This window comes from Faecalicatena sp. Marseille-Q4148, from assembly GCA_018228665.1.
In the GTDB taxonomy this organism is placed as follows: domain Bacteria; phylum Bacillota; class Clostridia; order Lachnospirales; family Lachnospiraceae; genus UBA9414.
In genome coordinates, this window is sequence record CP073692.1 from 1,279,395 (window position 1) to 1,297,941 (window position 18,547).

Sequence of the window (18,547 nt, forward strand, 5' to 3'; positions counted from 1 at the left end):
CAATGTAATATCTTTACCGCTCCGGGGCAGGGCGCCGTTCTTCGTTTTTGTGAAGCTGCGGCCGGTTTCCCATGAGCCGGTCTGTCTCCCTGCGGACCAGCTTATCCAAAGCGCCCAGGTCCTCCGGTGCAATGGCAAATTCCCGGTAATTTTCATACCAGAGGCCCGTAGTGACCGCCGCAATGGGAGCCAGCTTTTCCGGCCCGGAAGGCAGGAGGCGGTAGACCGGGGCCTCTCCGTCAAGAAGCATCTGCCGGGCGGTGCCCAGCGGTATGCGGTACTTATCCATGTCCGGGTTCTGGGCATCCTCCATATATCCCATGTTCAGCCGTTCCTCCAGATCCTGGGGCATATAGGAAAAAGCCTGGTCTTTCCACTGGCTGAACATGATGGAATAATGGTTCTGCCATTCCGCCACCTGTTCCGGTTCATAGGCAAATCCCCAGCTTTTCAGGGCGTCTTTTTCGTAAAGTTCCATTGCGTTCCATTCTTCCAGGCTGACGGTAACTCTTGAACCGTCTTTGCGTTCCATGCTGACGCCGCCGGGATAGAGGGTATTTTCTTTCATGTCCTGCCGCAGCGTGTCCAGATCCATCATCAGGACGTCGCCGTATAAATGGCCGTCCTCTTTCCGGTCTGCATGGAACAGAAAGGCCCTTGCCCCGATATATTCTGTCGTGAGGGCCATCTGGCGTAAATCCCCCGTGGAACAGTAGGCAAATACGGCGTCGGAGAGCCACATGTGGCGTTTCCCCATGATGGCAATAGAATCCACCCCGGTGTTTGTCGCCAGCGTGCGTAAATTAAATTCACTTTCCCGCAGGAAATCACCGGCAAGGATATGGAGCTCATAGGCGAATACGCCTAAATCCGTATCACGGATCAAATGGATCTGCGGAAGTTCTGTCTGCTGTATCATGTTCTCCGGCATTTAATCCCTCCCGCCTGCCGGGGGCTGCCCGCCGGCAATCTTGCCTACAATCTCCGGGCCGGTCTCATAAATCTGCATGAGCCGTTTGGCCGTTCCGCATGGCTGCGCCGCGCCGCTGGTCCAGAGCCGGACCGTGGAAGGGGAAACGTTCATCAGGAGCGCAAAGCCCTTTTCGTTCATGTCCAGTTTTTCCATCAGCGCCTTAACCATGTCGGGGCCGTAGTCCGGGCACCGGGCAGCTTCGGCAATCATCTGTAAAGCGGTATTTTCTTTGTTCATCATGTTTGAAATCCTCCTTAAATTGAAACAGCCGCCTCTTTTGGGCGGCATGGCTGCTGGCGGTCCTGCATCTGTTGTCTGGTCCGCTGCAATTTTTCGTTGTAATCCTTTCCTGTCCGGGGCGGGTTAATGCCGACCCGGATATGCTTAAAACACGGATCCTCACGGAGCATGGCTTTGATTCTTCTGGCATTTTTAAGTCCTCCTAAATCATTGTCCATGTAGAGGTTGACGCGCCGGATTTCCGGGTGGCGTTTTAGAAATGCCGTCAGCGCAACATGGGAAGTTCCGCCCAGGGAAAGGCGGTAGCCGTCCCATTTCCAGCCTTCTAATTCCTGCAGCGTGGCGTGGGAGAGGGCGTCGATGGGAGCCTCAAAGACCGCCACATTGCGGCTGCCCGGATTCTCCGGCGGGAAACAGAAGCTGTATTCCTTATCGCTGCCATACACATCTTTTCTAAGGCTTCCGGTGATACTGCGCATACAGGCAAACTTCGCTTTTCCTGTATCGTCTTTCCCAACAAACACACAGACCGGCTCGCCATGATACCGGGCCTCATAGAACAGCCCTGCCCGGAAGCACCGGCTGATAACCTCGCTGCTGATCCCACGTTTTTGCAGATAGGAAACGGCGGCGGTGGCGCACCGCCTGGCCCAGGGGAGGGAAAATGTTTTCTTTTCCGGTTCTTTCTTTTCCTGTTTTGCCTCCGCACTCCGGTAAGCCGGCGCCTGCTGGATTTCCCCGCCCACCAGCGCATGGACCGCATCCACCAGACCGTAGCCCCGGATCTGGATCAGGTAATCCAGGGCGTTAATGCTCCGCCCGCGGCTGTTCCAGTACCAGTACCGTTTCCCGGTCACATAGACCAGGCTGTCATGTTCCTTATGCCGGTAATTTGGCCCGTCGCGCTTCAGCACGCCCGGTTCATGGAACTGCAGGTATGCGAACAGGTCCGCCTCCCGTGCCTCCTGGATCTGCTCTTTGGTTACGCCGGGCATAGCGCCGGCACAGATTTTCGTTTCATCGTGCTCCGCCTCCTTCCTGTGATGAAATGAAAAAAGACGCCCGAAAGCGCCTAACAGCCGTACAGGTCATGGTTGACCTCGGCACGGTAATAGCTGTCCATTGTCGCCGGGGCATTATACAGCGCCGCCAGCAGGTAAGCCTTGATGTTCCCGACCTTTGTGGTGTTCCTGTCGATACAGTCAAAGACATACTCTAAGTGGCTGGAATTGATTTTCAGGAAACGTCCCTTTACCACCTCCCTGGGGAAATCATCCCCTGCGATACGGATATAGGGGCGTTTTGACAGGATCACTTCAAGCATAAGCTCAACCGCTTCATCCATACGCTCCCTGCCATACTGCTGGACCAGGAAGTTATACTCGATATTTTCTTTGATGATTTCACGGTATGCCTCTGCCAATCCTATCCGATCCATCCCATCCAACCCATCGGGGCAGCCTGCCGCCTCCGGTTCTGCCGGATAGATTGATTGATACGTCCTTGATATATCCGTTTTTGATTTTTTCGTTTTTAATGGATCAGTATTTAATTGTGCGGGATTTTCCTGTCCAGGTTCCCCCTGTTCAGGTTTTGCCTGTCCTGGATTTACCTGTCTTGGATTTTCCCGTTTAGGTGGAACGCCTGGTTTTTCGGCAGTTACCGGCTTTTCGTGGATCGTATATTCAATGTCTCCGAGCTGGCCGTTTTCATAGCGGAGGCGCTGTCTGGTGAGGTACCCGTGCCGTTCCAGCTCTTTCAGGGCGGTAGTGATGGAATCCACGCCGTCCTTGCAGATATGGGCAAGCCCCTTGGTGGTATAATCCCAATCCTCCGGCAGGGACAGCATGAGCGAAAGAAGCCCCTTTGCCTTTAAGGACAGCTCCGTATTGCGCAGGTGGTGGTTGCTCATAACGGTAAAGTCTTTTGTTTTTTCTACACGGAATACAGCCATTTCAAAGCCCCCTTTCTTTACTCATTCCGTTACAAGGCGCGGTCCCTGCGGTCATAGTGCAGATGGCCGCAGGAGACCTTCGCATGGTTTTTCAGTTTCACTTCGCCCCGGTCCTGGCTGTCTAAGAATTTCTGATAGCCGGCGTCCGTAAGGAACAGGCGCATCTTATCGCCCTTATCCCCGACAGGGGCATCACCCGAAAGCACGTCAAAGACGATCATGTGCTTTACCTCCGGGTCAAAACGTTCCAGGGCCATGATGTCATGCCCCTTTAATTTCTCCGCGCCGGACTGCTGCCTGGCCTCCGCAATCTTTTCCCCAATCGTCCGGGCCGGATAGGGCAGACGGTAATTCTTCTGAATGTCCCGCACCATATCCATGCCTTCGGCATCGGTCAGGGGACGCAGCTTCGCCATCAGGCTTTCTGCCGCATCCCCCTGTTCGGGGCTCTTTGTATACCGGGCAACCATGTGAAGCTCGTTCAGGACTTTGGCAAGACAGTCACCTTCGACCTGGAACAGCAGCCGTTTTTCCATTGCATTTAATATCATGTGAATCTCCTTCCTCTTAAAAATGGGTATGAAAAAAGGGCGTCCACCTGTTAAAGTGAAACGCCCACGGCAATCAGCGGCCAGGCAATACACCGGGCCGCTGGCACTATGAAATTTTGTCGTTAATGAAACAGCCTCCTTTTTTTGATATTTTTCTCGTCAGATTTCAACTTGGAAAAGGAATTGAATAAATGACGGCAAACGCGTGAACCCCTTGAAAATAAAGGCTTTTTCCGTTTGTCGTTATTATACCGTAACGGCATTCTCATGCAAGCCTTCTCATTGAACTTGGTTTTCCTCCCCTCTTGATTGCGGAACGTCTTGGGCATGAGAAAATTGAAACAACACTTAATATCTATGGACATCTATATCCGGATAAGCAGTTAGAAATTGCCCGGTCACTTGAAGCCCTTAACCAAAATAGTTCTTTTTAAGTACCAGCATTTTCACACTACTTCTCAGCAACATACTATCCGCAGAATATTTTTCATACATTTTTCTCAATTCTACAATTCAGACTCAATGGTAGAAAAATCCCTGCCGTTTTGTCTGCACGATTTAACGAACTTCTCACAATGTATGTGATACCGATGCTGAATTGGTATTATATATAGCAACTCAAATACATAGTAAAAAGGAGAAATGTATTATGAAGAAAAATCTTACAAAACTCATGGCACTCGGACTTGTAGTTGTTATGGGAGCAACAGCAGCAGTTGGATGTGGAAGCAAAGACAGTGGTTCTAAAACAAAAGACGGAAAGACAAAATTAACATTTGGTATGTGGTCTGAAACACAGATGGCTAACATGCAGGCTATGATCGATGAATACGAAAAACAGAATCCAAATGTTGAAATTGAATTACAGTCTTCTTCTTACAAAGAATACTGGACAAAATTCGAAGCTGCTGCAGCTGGTGGAACAGCACCGGACGTAATGTGGATGAACGTACTTCACCTTGACAGCTACAAAGATGCAGGCGTTCTTGCAGAACTTGACGATGCAATTAAAGACGGAGGACTGGAACTGGAAGGCAATTTCCCTTCAGCTCTGATCGATGCTTATACTCGCGATGGAAAAATGTACGGTATTCCGAAAGACTTCGATACAAATGCATTATTCTACAACAAAGAGATCTTTGACAACGCAGGCGTTGCATATCCAACAGATGACTGGACATATGATGACCTGTTAGCATGCTGTCAGGAATTGATCGACAAAGGATTAGGCGAAGGTGTATATCCATTTGCTTGTCCGGTTGACTTCCAGACATGGTACTATCAGACAGTATACGCAAATGGCGGATACATTTTAAATGAAGACGCAACAGAAACAGGTTATGATCTTCCGGAAACACAGGAAGGTATTCAGTGCTGGATCGATATGATTGAAAAAGGATATGCTCCAAGCCTCAATGATATCAACGACACTAATGCAGATGCAAGATTCCAGTCCGGTCACCTTGCAATGAACCTTGCTGGTTCCTATATGGTTGCTGAGTATCTTCAGAACGATGCAATTATCGGAAAAATCGACTGTGTCGAAGTACCGGCTTTCAACGGCAAAGAACCTAACTGTATCAACGGTCTTTCTTACTCCGTATACGCAAACTCTAAAAACTTAGAAGAAGCTAAGAAATTTGCTGTATGGATGGGAAGCTCCGAAGCTATGGAAATCCAGGGACAGAATGCAACAGTATTCCCGGCAAGAAACGATGCTCAGCACTGCTTCGCAGATTCTTTCCCGGAATTAAATATTGCTGCTTACACAAACCACGTTGATGATGCAGTTGCACTTCCGGTATGTGAAAAAGCTGCTGAATTATATGACTTAGAAGCAGAGCAGTTAAAACATGCTTATGATGGTTCTAAATCATTAGAAGAAGTATGTAAGACTCTGAAAGAAGAGGCAGATGCGCTAATCAGCAAATAATTCTGTTAGCGTTATAAAGTAGGTGACTATATGGCAAGAGAGAAAAAACAACAGGTGCAGGTGCCGAAAAAGAAAGCAACTAACCGTGAAAAGAAAGACTGGGTAGCAGGGTATCTCTTTATTGCTCCGGTAGTAATTGGTTTGCTTGTATTTTACATCTTCCCATTTATCCAGAACTTCTGGTTTAGTTTTAACGATGTAAATAAATTTAATATGGCTACATTCTGTGGTATTGAAAACTACAAGAACCTGATTGTAGATAAAGAATTATATCACACACTTTGGAACACATTAAAATATGTTCTGATTACTGTTCCGGTAGGATTGTTTTTATCAATCCTGCTGGCAGCATTACTGAATACTCAGATTCGCGGAAAATCTATTTACCGTACGATTTATTTCCTGCCGTCTGTAACAATGTCTGTTGCAGTAGCTTTGATCTGGAAATGGATTTACAATGGTGAATATGGTATTTTAAACGCGGTAATTAAAGTATTTGGCGGAAAAGGACAGAACTGGCTGTCAGATCCAAAAACAGCATTCTACTGCATTATGCTTGTAGGTATCTGGTGCAGCGTCGGCTATAATATGATCATTCTTCTTGCAGGAATGCAGGGAATTTCCAAATCACTTTATGAAGCGGCTGCCATCGACGGAGCTGGCCCGAAAGCTCAGTTTTTCCATGTAACAGTACCAATGTTATCACCAACAATTTTCTTCGTTATGATTACTTCTATCATCAGTGGATTCCAGGTATTCGATACAATCTACATGATGGTAGGAAAAACAAGTATGGCATTTGAAAGCACACAGACATTGATCGCTATGTTCTATCGAAATGGTTTCGAATACGGACAGAAAGGATATGCTGCTGCAATTTCCATCTTTGTATTCCTGTTAATCATGATTGTAACCGCTATTCAGATGTGGGGACAGAAGAAATGGGTTAATTACGACTAAAGGAAGGAGGATTTGATTATGCAAAAGTCAAAAAATATCAGACATCTGATTGTACATATTATCTTGTTGGCCGGCGTTACGATCACAATCACTCCGTTCCTCTGGATGGTATTTACATCATTTAAAACACTTGGAGAATCAATGGCAATTCCACCAACGATTTTCCCGAAACATTTTCAATTGGACGCATACAAGACAATTTTCACATCCATTCCGTTTGCTCAGGTATACATCAACACAATTATTTCAGCAGTAGTAACGGTGGTTGTACAGGTTGCATTCTGTACAATGGCAGCATATGGATTCGGACGTATTGACTTCCCGTTCAAAAACACAATTTTCCTGATTGTATTATCAGTATTGATGGTACCTGGACAGATTTTCCTGATTCCACAGTACTTAATCATTATGAAAATGGGATTGCTTGACACAATTCCGGCGGTATTTATTCCAAACTTATTCAGTGCATTTGGTACTTTCTTAATGAGACAGTTCTTCATGTCACTTCCAAAAGAGTTAGAAGAAGCCGCAATTCTGGATGGATGTAATCGTTTCCAGATTTTCGGAAAGATTATGCTTCCGTTAGTAAAACCAGGAATTGTTTCTCTTGTAATCTTCACAGCGAAGTTTGCATGGAATGACTTCATGTGGCCGATGATCGTAAATACATCACCGACAAAAATGACTCTGGCTCCTGCTCTTTCTACATTGCAGGGACAGTACGGAACAAGATATCCAATGCAGATGGCAGGAGCGGTAATGGCCGTACTTCCAATCATCATCTTGTTCTTCATCTTCCAGAAGCAGTTTATTGAAGGTGTGGCACAGTCAGGTATCAAAGGTTAGTAAGTGTTTTAAAGAACGCTGTAAACTTATACATTTGCAGTATCAAAATCATTAGTAACAAAAAAATAAACCGCTGTTCTATGAGTTTGTTATCTCATAGAATAGCGGTTTTTTTGCACTTATTAAAGCAGCTTTTGTTATAAAATTATCCTTTAATACCGGATTGAGCAACGCCCTCGATGAACTGTTTCTGGAAAATAAAGAACAGTACAACCATTGGGATAACTGCCATAACTGCACCGGCCATCTGACCTGGGAAGTTTGTAGCGTATTGCCCCTTTAAAAGTGATAATGCTGGTGCCAATGTCATTTTGCTTGGATCCGTATTAACAATCAATGGCCACATGAAGTCATTCCATGCAAATTTTGCAGTGAAGATGACAAGTGATACGATACCAGCCTTTACAAGTGGCAACATGATTTTTCCAAAAATCTGGAAACGATTACATCCATCTAACAGCGCAGCTTCTTCAAGTTCCTTCGGCAGAGACATAAAGAACTGTCTTAGCAGGAAGGTACCGAATGCACTGAATAAGTTTGGTAAGAACAACGCAGGTATCGTGTTGATCAATCCAAGTTTCTGGATGATTAAATACTGTGGTACGAGGAAAATCTGTCCAGGCACCATCAAAATAGAAAGAATTACTACGAAAATGACATTCTTTCCTGGAAATTCCAGGCGTCCAAATGCATATCCTGCCATTGTACAGAATGCTACTTGAACAGCTGTCGTAATAATTGTTGTAATAATTGTGTTAGTATATACTGTACCAAAGTCCAGTGTTTCAAAAATCTTCGTGTATGCATCTAACTGGAAATGTGCCGGGAAGATTGTTGGTGGTATCTGCATGGATTCACCGATTGTCTTGAAGGAAGAAAGTACCATCCAAAGAAATGGGAATACTGTAATACCGATACCAAGAATTAAGATTAAATGAATTAACCAGTTTTTTCTTGATTTCATTCGTTCTGTTCCTCCTTATTTTAATCGTAATTAACCCACTTTTTCTGACCCCACATCTGGACTGCTGTAATTGCCATAATGATGACAAACATAAAGATGGAGATCGCAGCGGCATATCCTTTGTAGCCATAACTAAACGCATTCTGATAAAAGAGAACGTTCATTGTGTAAGAAGGTTTATATGCCGGATTGTCAGGTCCAATCATCATATAAATGCTGTCAAATACCTGGAATGCACCAATTAATCCTGTTACTAACAAGAAGAAAATACTTGGTGTTACAAGTGGGAATGTAATTTTAAAGAACTTCTGAATAGGACCTGCTCCATCAATAGAAGCAGCTTCATAGTAGCTCTTTGAAATTCCCTGCATACCTGCCAGCAAAATGATTACGTTATAACCAACACTGCCCCAGATTGCAACAATCATAACACAATAAAGCGCCGTACTTGGATCTGAAAGCCAACTTCTGCCCTGGATTCCAAAGATAGATAATACTTCATTTAAAATTCCGTAATCACCATTAAAAATCCATTTCCACACCAATGATACAGCTACTGCCATTGTTACAGAAGGAAGGAAATAAATTGTACGGTAGAAAGATTTTCCTTTGATATCTGAGTTCAAAAGCGCTGCTATTGCTACAGAAAGGAATAATCCGATTGGCGTTGTAATTAACGCATACTTAACTGTATTCCATAATGCGCGGCCGAGTTCAGGCTCTTTTGCCAGATTTTTGTAGTTCTCAAGTCCGACAAAAGTTGCCATATTAAATTTGTTTACATCATTAAAACTAAACCAGAAGTTCTGGAAAAATGGCCATATGTAGAAAATTGCTAAACCAATTGTAACCGGTGCAATAAATACATAAGCAGCAAACCAGTCTTTTTTCTCGCGTTTACTTGCTTTGTGCTTAACTACGACCTTTTTTTCTTTTTCTTTACTCATAGAAACACCTGCTTTATCTGAAATTATTTGCTGTTCATTTTTTCAAGAATAGGCTTTGTCTCTTCGTCAATCTTCTTACCTGCGTCTTCCATAGTCATTTCACCTGACCATACTTTCTGCATGTATTCACTTGTTACTGTTCCGATTTCAGAAGTAGCTTTGCAATGTGGTAACACATGTGTTTCTTCAAGATTTGCTAAGAATACCTGAAGATTTAACTCTGGTCTTGTTTCAAGATATAATTCCTGAGATTCATTTCTTGCAGAGATAACACTTCCGGCAGATCCCTGAATATCCATAGCTTCTTTTCCACCAAGCCATTCTACGAATTTAAGAGCTTCTTCTTCGTTCTTTGTACCTTCGTATACAGCGTATCCAAGACCGTTGATGATATCTGTTTTCTTACCGTTGAAAGAAGGTCTGGAAACAATATCATATTTTCCGGCAATATTTTCATTCTGCTCATATTCTGCAATCATGTAGTTACCAGACATGTACATAGCAATTTTACCAGCTTCGAACATTGCGTCCGGTGTTGTATCTGTCATCTGCTGAAGAGTTGGAGAATATCCTTCTTTTACAAGATCAGACCAGATTGTGATACCTTCTACTGTCTTAGGATCAGAATATCCTGTAGCTGTATAATCATCATTGTAGACATATCCACCATTAGCGATAATAGTTGGATTGAAGTTTGTCTGTCCTGAGTTGTAGTTTACTGCTGTAGGATAAACGCCTTCGCCAAGATCAGCAGCGTCTAAAGCTTCACAAGCTGCCCAGAAATCTTCCATTGTCCAATCATCTGTCGGGTAAGCAAGTCCTGCTTTGTCGAATAATTCTTTGTTGTAGAATAAACCATTTGTATCAAAATCTTTCGGAATCGCATAAAGTTTTCCGTCGATTGTGTAACCGTCTGCAAGAGCTGCCGGGAAGTTTGTTTCCATATCAAGATTTTCTCCTACTTTAGAAAGATCTTTCAGGATTCCGGCTTCAACATATTCTTCTACATGAAGAATATTCATCCACATGATATCGCAAGCGTCATTACCTGTAGCAGAAGCCTCTAATTTTGTCCAGTATTCAGACCATGTAGATAACTGTGTCTCGACTGTTACATTTGGATTTTCTTCCTCGTATTTGTCGATCATTTTCTGCATAACCTTCTGCTGTGTTTCATCCCAAAGAGCCATTGTTAATTTTGTCTTGCCGTCTTTTGTCTTAGAACCGCCGTCACCATCTTTGCTTCCACATCCAACAGCTGCTGTTGCTCCCATAACAACTACAAGTCCGAGTGCCATGAGTTTTGTAAGATTTTTCTTCATAATACATCTCTCCTTTTTACTATGTATTTGAGTTGCTATATATAATACCAATTCAGCATCGGTATCACATACATTGTGAGAAGTTCGTTAAATCGTGCAGACAAAACGGCAGGGAATTTTCTACCATTGAGTCTGAATTGTATCTTTTTCACAATTTTAACTTGTTTTCTCTCTGTTAAGCAGTATTATACAACCAATAAATTCATTTTGCTTGTTGTATTATCCACTTCTATTGTCATATTGTCTTTAAACTTATATAAAACCACTAACAAAATAAGGTTTTTTCAGTTTTCACATACAAAATGACTAATTCAATACGCTAACATACTAAATGATTTCATATTCCAGTGTGTCGAAATTAACAGTAACTGTTGTTCCATTGCTGAATGTTGTTCTCTGCACCTGTGGATTTCCGTCTACCATTTCATGACGTACCATCTCGCATTTTGCTACTTTTTCGTGTAAGCCTGCTACGACTTTACAGCGCTCAATATCTTCCTCTACACTGAATCTGATATAGTCATCGAAAGAACCGTCAAAGTTCGGATATGCTCCATCTCTCTTTAAATATGGTGCTCCGCCGTTTAACAGTGCATACAGCATATAGTCTTCTGTTTCACTTAATTTCTCCATCATCCACGGCTCAATCAGACAGTCATGATATACAAGGTTAAATAACGGAACCGCAATACCATGTCTTGGAGAACCCGGATGTGCCAGCATGAAATCATACGGTGCATAATGGCAGAATACAAGGCTTGGAATTGCCCAGTCATTTACTTCTTCAGAACTTGGCAGGATTCCCTTAGATAATAAAAATTCGAAGCATGCATTTCTGTAATCATAGCAATCTCTTCTTGTCATCTTATGCCACGGATGATTACATTCGTCTCCTTCATTACAGGTAAATACATCAAGATATGCGCCGTCCAGTTTGATTCCGGCATCTTCGATTGCCTTGAAGTTTCTCTTTACATAAAATGGAGCCTGTGTTGCACATAAGTATGACTGCGGACCGCCTGCCCATCTCTGATGCTCCGGAATTGTTCCGTCTGTGAGACGGCATGCAAAGTTCTCATCAAAGCTTTCTGCTGATTTGTAATAATCTCTGTACTGATCATGGATACCGAACATATAACCGCATTCATGCATTGTATCAGCCAGTTCTTTCATATCTTCCCATCCGCCTGCTTCTTTACAAGCCGGTGAATAATCCGGATGATTGTTGTCGTATCCCGGTTCTGCCCATCCGTCCAGATGAAGATACATTTTTTCCACGCCAAGTTCATGGTAGCGTTTTATTTCTTCTGTGCGGGCTTTGAATGGTGTCAGGTTGTCATTTTTATCAGGAGCTTCCGGATCAAAGAAGTCAGAGTTTGGCTGAACCTTTGTCTTAATTCCTGTATGTACAAAAGAACATCCGATCAGATCATTAACGGAAGGAGTTTTCGCTGCTTTTTCTTCCAATGAGCGGAATAAGCCTTTTTCTTTCACGTATGCTCTGTATGCTTTACAAATATCATTATAATCGCAGTCGCTCAGGAATGTATATCTCATAACGCGGCGATAGTCAATTTTTCCAAGGCTTGGCTCCCAGCGGATGTTCATATGTGTATACGGACCTTCTGCCGGATGTTCTACATCATATCCTGCATTCCACGGTGTCACTGCAACTGCCAGATACCCTTCGCGGTCTTTGACCTGTCCGAACCACGGCATATAAGCTCCTGCTGTTCCGAGGAAACCATCAAAAGATGTATTCATTGTCTCTACTTCCCATGTATTCGGGATCAGAATTCCCTGCTCCCAGTTAAGAAGTGTATACCAGCTGTCTTTCTTTTCTTCAAATGCCATTTTTCCCGGCCAGTAGATTGCCTTTACGTCAAATCCATCTTCGCAAAGCGGCACAAATTCAAAATACACATGACCTGTCACAGCTTCCACCCATACGATCGTCTCGAAAGCAAAATCTACTTTCTTTCCTTCTGCCTCAAATCCTTCGTAATGGCTGATAAATCCTTCTCCAATTCCAGTCTTCCACTCTTTATGAGAGATAACTGCTGCATCTTTGAAATATACGGTTCCCTGTGCAGTTTCAATATGTGGTTCATAATCGCTGCACCAGTCCCAACATGTATCTGCTTTTTTGATCGATACATGAAGCGTCTGCTCATCCAGTCCAAGTGTGATGCCATTGCTAATCACTGTTTTCATTTTCCTTCCTCCATTTCCGGCAAATTAGCTAACTTTCAGCAAAATTCTGCCTTATTTATATACATTATAGCTTTTTTGATACAGTTTTGCTTGCCATATCATCTATCCTTCTTGTCCAATTGTCTATTTTCTGCTAAAATGATTCCGAGTAAATAATTGATTTTGACGGGAATCACTCCCTCTTGTATAAATGATCCAGGCGATTCCAGAAAGGAGCATTTGTTTATGACTTATGTAAAAACTGTACTCAAAAAAGAAATCGTTATTGATTCCATTATTACAATCCACTATTTTGAATATTCCAAAGATTTTTCTTTTTCCGGTGAAGCACATAACTTTTGGGAATTCTTATATGTGGATGCCGGAACAGTAGATGTGCGCTCTGAGAATAAATTGTACACGCTTCACGCAGGAGACATTATTTTCCATCAGCCGAACTGCTTCCATGCAATGCGTTCTTCCGGTCTGAAACATTCGCTGAACCTGGTTGCAATTTCCTTCTCTACGCAATCTCCGGCAATGTTGGATTTCTCCGATAAATGCTTTACTCTGAATATGGAGGAGCGTTCTTTGATTTCCCAGATCATTGCTACGGCGCGTGAGACCTTCTCGACACCGTTAAATATTCCGTCAGTGGAACAGGTTTTGATTTCCGAAGATGCTTCCTTTGGTTCAGAGCAGCTCATTTTGCTTTTTCTTGAACTTTTTCTTCTGACTGCAAAGCGCTGCCACCTCTGTGATAATGGTGTTATGATCACGCATCAAAAGATTGATACTCCCATCAGTTCTCTGACGAAAAATAATCGCCTGGATAACATTGTTCACTATATGGAGGAACACCTTTATGAACCATTGAAGATCCAGACACTCTGTGACGAGTTTTCTCTAAGCCGTTCTGCTCTCCATGCACTGTTTCAGGACGAAAAGCATTGTGGTCCCATTGAATTTTTTAACAGTATGAAAATAGAGCGTGCCAAAGAACTGATCCGGGACGGTTCCATGAATTTTACAGAAATCGCCCACTTTCTTTCTTACAGCTCGCTCCAGTATTTTTCAAAACAATTTAAAAAGGCGACCTCTATGTCGCCCCTTGAATATGCTTCCTCGATACGTCTTATCACAAACCGGGTATCCAATCCTTCTCTTCGGATTGACCGCCCATTAAAAACGCCGGAGAATTAAACGCATCTCCGGCATTTGCATCTTTATTAAAATTTCTTTCTCCATACGGATGGCGCCATCAACATCAAAAATGGGAATAACTCCAGTCTTCCTGCCAGCATATCAAAACAAAATACTAACTTTGACAACACAGAAAAAGAAGAAAAGTTCTCTACCGGTCCAACACCTGCAATTCCGGGTCCGGTATTATTCAGTGTCGTCAAAACAGAACTGAATGTCGTAGCAAAATCAAAATTATTTAATGATACGATCAGAATTGATACAACCATGATCAAAAAGTAAATAACTGTATATCCGATAACTCCATTCACAGTCTCGTCCTGAAGACGTTTTTTATTCAATGTGATAATCGATACACTCTTTGGATGGATTAATTTCTTAATTTCTCTCTTAGCGTGTTTCATAAGAATCAGGATACGGGATACTTTCATACCGCCTCCGGTAGAACCGGCACAGGCTCCTATCATAATGAGAAGCAATAAAATTGCTTTTGAAAATTCCGGCCACTGATTGAAATCTGCTGTAATAAAACCGGTTGTTGTAATGATAGATGAAACCTGGAACGAAGCGTAGCGGAACGCTTTCAGAAATCCTCCATAATAATTGCTGATATTAATTGTAATCATCACGATTGCTGCCAAAATGATCCCAAAATATGCTTTTACTTCTTCGTTTTCCCAGATATTTCTAAAACGCTTCAAAATCAACAGGAAATACATATTAAAATTGATTCCGAACAGAATCATAAATACCGTAATTACCCCGTCAATATATGCGCTGTCATAATATGCAATACTTGCATTTCTGTTTGAGAATCCTCCGGTACCGGCCGTACTAAACGCATGCAAAATACTGTCATACAGATTCATTCCGCCAAATAAAAGGAAAATTACTTCCGCAAAAGTAAGAACAAAATACATTGCATACAAAATCTGAGCTGTTGTTCTCGCCTTCGGCACAAGCTTTTCAATTTCCGGCCCCGGCATCTCTGCTTTCATCAAGTGCATCGAACGATCATTTTCCAGCGATGTAATTACCATAACGAAAACAAGCACTCCCATACCGCCGATCCAATGTGTCAGCGATCTCCAGAAAGCCATTCCCTTCGGCAATGCTTCAATATCTGTCAGAATCGTGGAGCCTGTTGTCGTAAATCCGGATACCGTCTCAAAAAATGCATCGATAAACTGAGGGATCGCACCTGATGTATAAAATGGTATTGCGCCGATCAGTGACCACAGAAGCCATGATAATGCAACGATCACAAGTCCGTCTCTTCCGTATAGTTTTGTATTCTTTGGTTTCTTTCTTCCAAACAGAATATGTACCAGAATCAAAATTACTCCCGGAATGACAAAATGCATATAACTGTCTTCCCGATAGATCAACGCTACAATCGCCGGGAGAAACATTACAACGCCTTCAATCCCCAGAATCTTTCCGAGCATATAAACTGTCATTTTATGATTCATAAGTCCCCCTGCTCTCAAAGATATCTCTGATGTCCTGTATTTTTTTATTTTTCGTCACAATAATTACGCTGTCTTTCGGCATAAGTACATCATTTCCTCCCGGAATGATAATTCTACGATCCCGGACAATCGTGGCGATCAGATTATTTGGTTTCATATTCAAGTCTTTCAATGGAATATTGGTATATTCTGTTTCCTGCTTTACGATAAATTCCAACGCCTCTACTTTGCCGCCTACCAAATAATATAATGTTTCAATATTAGCGCTCTTAATAGAATTGTGACGCGCACGCACATATGCCATAATCACATCTGCTGTGGAAGATTTTACAGAAACAATTGAGTCAATTCCCATATCTTCCACCATATTGGCGCGGCTGTCCTCATTTACTTTTGCCACAATCTTTTTCACTCCCTGCTGCTTTGCAAACAGAGCCATAATAATATTCTCTTCATCAATCCCTGTCAAAGCCACAAGTGCATCGGCAGATTCCAGTCCTTCTTCGATTAGAAGCTCATGATCTCCTGCATTTCCGCAAATGATCGTTGCATCTGAGAGCTGTTCGCAGAGACGCTCACATTTCTCCATATCTTTTTCAATAATCTTCACATGCATTCCAAGCACGCAAAGCTGTTTTGCAAGGTAATAACTGATCCGGCCGCCGCCGCAGATAATAATATTTTTAGTTTTTGCTTTTCGATTGCCCAATGCTTTGAAGAAATCTTCAATCTCCTTATGGGATGCGGCAATATTCAGTTTATCGCCTGACCGAACAACAAAATCTCCGTCCGGAATAAACACTTCTTTTCCTCTTTGCACCGCACAGACAAGCACTTTAATCTGATATTTCTGGTAGATCTCTTTTAATGACATACCAACAATCGGATTCTGTTCGTTCAGGATAAATTCTACAAGTTCTACACGGCCTTTTGCAAAAGTCTCTACTTTTGTTGCTGCCGGAAAAATCAACACACGGCTGATTTCATTTGCCACTGTCAGCTCCGGATTTACTGTCATACTTAAATGCAGATCTTCTTTTAAAAGATCAATCTGCTTAAAGTAAATCGGATTACGCACACGCGCAATCGTATGCTTCGCTCCAAGCCTTCTTGCAATCAGGCAGCTCAACATATTTAATTCATCTGTTGAAGTACATGCAATAACAAGATCTGAGTGCTGCACATCTGCTTCCTTCTGTGTCTCTACATCTACTCCATCTCCTGTCAGACACAGCACATCCAAAGAGTTGACCGATTCCTGTAACCGTCCCTGGTTATGATCAATCATAACAACATCATAGTTTTCTTCTGATAACTGCTTCGCCAGCTTATGACCGACTTTACCGTCACCAATAATTACGATCTTCATTTTCATTACCCTCGTTTTTACACATTCTTTTCTTTTAGTAGTACGCAATTACACAGTATACGCCATTTTTCCCAAATGTAAAGACTCTTCTGAAAAAAAGGACACCGAAAATATCAGAAATACCTCCGGTGTCCTCTTCTAAAGGCTAATTAGTTTTCAAACGCATCGTCAAGGAATGCTCTGTATCCCTTCACTGCCTCGTAAATATCTGCTTTGCTTGCAACTTCATGCGGTGCATGCATACATAATACTGCGATACCACTGTCAATAACATCCATTCCGTAAACAGCCATAATGTAAGCGATTGTTCCACCGCCTCCTACGTCAACTGCACCAAGTTCTGCTGTCTGGTAAGAAACATTGTTGTCTTCCATAATTCTTCTGATCTCTGCAACATATTCTGCATTTGCATCACTTGTTCCGCCTTTTCCGCGGCTTCCTGTGTATTTGTTAAATACAAGTCCTCTTGAGAAGTAAGCTGCGTTCTTCTTCTCAAAACAAGATGCAAACATCGGATCAAGACATGCACTTACGTCAGAAGAAAGCATCTTAGAATTAGCTAATGCACGGCGAAGCTTCAGATCTCCTTCTTCTCCGAGAACTGCCATTAATTCTGCAACTGTGTTCTCAAAGAAACGGGATGTCATACCGCTTGCTCCAACACTTCCGATTTCTTCTTTGTCAACAAGGATACAGCAGGATGTTCTCTTCACATTGCCGTTTCCGCCTTTTAACAGCGCAAATAAAGATGTGAATGCACAGATTCTGTCATCATGTCCGTATCCGATTACCATACTTCTGTCAAGACCGCAGTCTCTTGCTTTTCCGGCAGGAACAATTTCTAACTCAGCAGATACGAAATCATCTTCTTCTACATTGTAGCGTTCTGCAAGAATCTTCAATACATTTGCTTTGATCGCATCTTTTTCTTCGCCTTCTAACGGAATATTACCGATCATCAGGTCAAGCTTCTCGCCATTGATCACTTCGCTCGCTTTCTTGCCCATCTGCTCTCCTGCAAGATGTACAAGGATATCTGTAATAACAAATACCGGATCATCTTCCTTCTCGCCGATCACAACGTCAACTTTTGTTCCGTCTTTCTTGATCATAACTCCGTGTAATGCCAGCGGAAGTGTCAGCCACTGATATTTCTTAATTCCGCCATAGTAATGTGTATCAAGATAAGCAAAACCTTCTTCTTCGAATACCGGCTGCTGTTTGATATCAATACGAGGAGAGTCAACGTGAGCTCCTAAAATGTTCATACCTTTTTCCATCGGCTCTGTTCCGATCTCAAACATCAGAAGTTCTTTCTCGTTATAAGCTGCATATACTTTATCTCCGGCTTTTAATGTCTCTCCGGCTTTGATTACGTCATTCAAATTCTTATATCCGGCTTTCTCTGCCATCTCGATAGAAATACGAACACATTCTCTTTCTGTCTTTCCGGCATCCAGACATTCTTTGTAAAGTTCATTCACTTTGTTTAATTTTTCCAGTTCTTCCGCACTGTATGAGTTCCAGATGTTCTCTTTGTTCATAACTGTTTGTGCCTCCTTTATACTTTTCAGAATGATTCAATACTCTCATTATATACTTTTTACAAAATATGTCTTT

Annotated in this window: 16 protein-coding genes; 4 read left to right on the top strand and 12 right to left on the bottom strand. The window is 42.6% G+C overall.

Annotated features, from left to right (window positions below):
• Positions 1-13: 13 nt before the first annotated feature.
• The 5 genes from KFE17_06110 to KFE17_06130 all read right to left on the bottom strand — a co-directional run bounded on the left by KFE17_06110 (position 14) and on the right by KFE17_06130 (position 3,718).
• On the bottom strand, positions 14-916 hold the full coding sequence (locus KFE17_06110; protein QUO33644.1) for a hypothetical protein: 903 nt from the start codon (positions 914-916) through the stop codon (positions 14-16).
• Between the two features lie 15 nt (positions 917-931).
• Positions 932-1,213 carry an XRE family transcriptional regulator gene (locus KFE17_06115; GenBank protein ID QUO33301.1) on the bottom strand — a complete coding sequence of 94 codons (282 nt, stop codon included), beginning with the start codon at positions 1,211-1,213 and terminating at the stop codon, positions 932-934.
• A gap of 14 nt (positions 1,214-1,227) precedes the next feature.
• A complete protein-coding gene (locus KFE17_06120) occupies positions 1,228-2,208 on the bottom strand; it encodes a toprim domain-containing protein (GenBank protein QUO33302.1) in 981 nt (326 codons plus the stop codon).
• 77 nt (positions 2,209-2,285) lie between these two features.
• Positions 2,286-3,167: a helix-turn-helix domain-containing protein gene (locus KFE17_06125; protein QUO33303.1), complete on the bottom strand. Its 882-nt coding sequence runs from the start codon at positions 3,165-3,167 to the stop codon at positions 2,286-2,288.
• Between the two features lie 29 nt (positions 3,168-3,196).
• Positions 3,197-3,718 carry an addiction module toxin RelE gene (locus KFE17_06130; protein QUO33304.1) on the bottom strand — a complete coding sequence of 174 codons (522 nt, stop codon included), beginning with the start codon at positions 3,716-3,718 and terminating at the stop codon, positions 3,197-3,199.
• Positions 3,719-4,367: 649 nt separating this feature from the next.
• Here KFE17_06130 and KFE17_06135 point away from each other — a divergent pair.
• From KFE17_06135 to KFE17_06145, 3 genes are read left to right on the top strand one after another with little or no spacing between them, the layout of a single operon-like run.
• Entirely contained in the window at positions 4,368-5,651 is a 1,284-nt protein-coding gene (locus tag KFE17_06135) for an extracellular solute-binding protein (protein QUO33305.1), read from the top strand.
• A 30-nt stretch (positions 5,652-5,681) separates the two neighbouring features.
• Positions 5,682-6,611, top strand: coding sequence for a sugar ABC transporter permease (locus KFE17_06140; protein QUO33306.1), 930 nt, complete (start codon positions 5,682-5,684; stop codon positions 6,609-6,611).
• Positions 6,612-6,629: 18 nt separating this feature from the next.
• Positions 6,630-7,457, top strand: a complete 828-nt coding sequence (locus KFE17_06145) for a carbohydrate ABC transporter permease (protein ID QUO33307.1) — start codon at positions 6,630-6,632, stop codon at positions 7,455-7,457.
• Between the two features lie 145 nt (positions 7,458-7,602).
• Here KFE17_06145 and KFE17_06150 read toward each other — a convergent pair whose 3' ends face one another.
• The 4 genes from KFE17_06150 to KFE17_06165 form a co-directional block, all read right to left on the bottom strand.
• Positions 7,603-8,421, bottom strand: a complete 819-nt coding sequence (locus tag KFE17_06150; GenBank protein ID QUO33308.1) for a carbohydrate ABC transporter permease — start codon at positions 8,419-8,421, stop codon at positions 7,603-7,605.
• A gap of 20 nt (positions 8,422-8,441) precedes the next feature.
• Positions 8,442-9,368: a sugar ABC transporter permease gene (locus KFE17_06155; GenBank protein QUO33309.1), complete on the bottom strand. Its 927-nt coding sequence runs from the start codon at positions 9,366-9,368 to the stop codon at positions 8,442-8,444.
• 23 nt (positions 9,369-9,391) lie between these two features.
• Positions 9,392-10,690 (bottom strand): extracellular solute-binding protein, encoded by a 1,299-nt coding sequence (locus KFE17_06160; protein ID QUO33310.1) that lies wholly within the window; start codon positions 10,688-10,690, stop codon positions 9,392-9,394.
• A 327-nt stretch (positions 10,691-11,017) separates the two neighbouring features.
• On the bottom strand, positions 11,018-12,904 hold the full coding sequence (locus tag KFE17_06165; protein ID QUO33311.1) for a hypothetical protein: 1,887 nt from the start codon (positions 12,902-12,904) through the stop codon (positions 11,018-11,020).
• A 225-nt stretch (positions 12,905-13,129) separates the two neighbouring features.
• Between KFE17_06165 and KFE17_06170 the strand changes: the two genes are divergently transcribed.
• Entirely contained in the window at positions 13,130-14,086 is a 957-nt protein-coding gene (locus KFE17_06170; protein ID QUO33312.1) for a helix-turn-helix transcriptional regulator, read from the top strand.
• A 26-nt stretch (positions 14,087-14,112) separates the two neighbouring features.
• Here the strand turns inward: KFE17_06170 and KFE17_06175 are convergent, their stop codons facing one another.
• The 3 genes from KFE17_06175 to KFE17_06185 form a co-directional block, all read right to left on the bottom strand.
• Positions 14,113-15,558 carry a TrkH family potassium uptake protein gene (locus KFE17_06175; protein QUO33313.1) on the bottom strand — a complete coding sequence of 482 codons (1,446 nt, stop codon included), beginning with the start codon at positions 15,556-15,558 and terminating at the stop codon, positions 14,113-14,115.
• Positions 15,548-16,927, bottom strand: a complete 1,380-nt coding sequence (trkA, locus tag KFE17_06180; GenBank protein ID QUO33314.1) for a Trk system potassium transporter TrkA — start codon at positions 16,925-16,927, stop codon at positions 15,548-15,550. Before trkA ends, KFE17_06175 begins: the two co-directional genes overlap by 11 nt.
• A 149-nt stretch (positions 16,928-17,076) precedes the next feature.
• On the bottom strand, positions 17,077-18,471 hold the full coding sequence (locus KFE17_06185) for an aminopeptidase (protein QUO33315.1): 1,395 nt from the start codon (positions 18,469-18,471) through the stop codon (positions 17,077-17,079).
• Between the last annotated feature and the right edge of the window lie 76 nt (positions 18,472-18,547).

Excerpts from the sequence above, each read along its gene's own strand:
- KFE17_06185 (QUO33315.1), bottom strand. The coding sequence starts at position 18,471 with ATGAACAAAGAGAACATCTGGAACTCATACAGTGCGGAAGAACTGGAA.
- KFE17_06160 (QUO33310.1), bottom strand. The coding sequence starts at position 10,690 with ATGAAGAAAAATCTTACAAAACTCATGGCACTCGGACTTGTAGTTGTT.
- KFE17_06130 (QUO33304.1), bottom strand. The coding sequence starts at position 3,718 with ATGATATTAAATGCAATGGAAAAACGGCTGCTGTTCCAGGTCGAAGGT.
- KFE17_06140 (QUO33306.1), top strand. The coding sequence starts at position 5,682 with ATGGCAAGAGAGAAAAAACAACAGGTGCAGGTGCCGAAAAAGAAAGCA.
- KFE17_06150 (QUO33308.1), bottom strand. The coding sequence starts at position 8,421 with ATGAAATCAAGAAAAAACTGGTTAATTCATTTAATCTTAATTCTTGGT.
- KFE17_06120 (QUO33302.1), bottom strand. The coding sequence starts at position 2,208 with ATGCCCGGCGTAACCAAAGAGCAGATCCAGGAGGCACGGGAGGCGGAC.
- KFE17_06135 (QUO33305.1), top strand. The coding sequence starts at position 4,368 with ATGAAGAAAAATCTTACAAAACTCATGGCACTCGGACTTGTAGTTGTT.
- KFE17_06175 (QUO33313.1), bottom strand. The coding sequence starts at position 15,558 with ATGAATCATAAAATGACAGTTTATATGCTCGGAAAGATTCTGGGGATT.
- KFE17_06145 (QUO33307.1), top strand. The coding sequence starts at position 6,630 with ATGCAAAAGTCAAAAAATATCAGACATCTGATTGTACATATTATCTTG.
- KFE17_06115 (QUO33301.1), bottom strand. The coding sequence starts at position 1,213 with ATGATGAACAAAGAAAATACCGCTTTACAGATGATTGCCGAAGCTGCC.
- KFE17_06125 (QUO33303.1), bottom strand. The coding sequence starts at position 3,167 with ATGGCTGTATTCCGTGTAGAAAAAACAAAAGACTTTACCGTTATGAGC.
- KFE17_06165 (QUO33311.1), bottom strand. The coding sequence starts at position 12,904 with ATGAAAACAGTGATTAGCAATGGCATCACACTTGGACTGGATGAGCAG.
- KFE17_06170 (QUO33312.1), top strand. The coding sequence starts at position 13,130 with ATGACTTATGTAAAAACTGTACTCAAAAAAGAAATCGTTATTGATTCC.
- trkA (QUO33314.1), bottom strand. The coding sequence starts at position 16,927 with ATGAAGATCGTAATTATTGGTGACGGTAAAGTCGGTCATAAGCTGGCG.
- KFE17_06155 (QUO33309.1), bottom strand. The coding sequence starts at position 9,368 with ATGAGTAAAGAAAAAGAAAAAAAGGTCGTAGTTAAGCACAAAGCAAGT.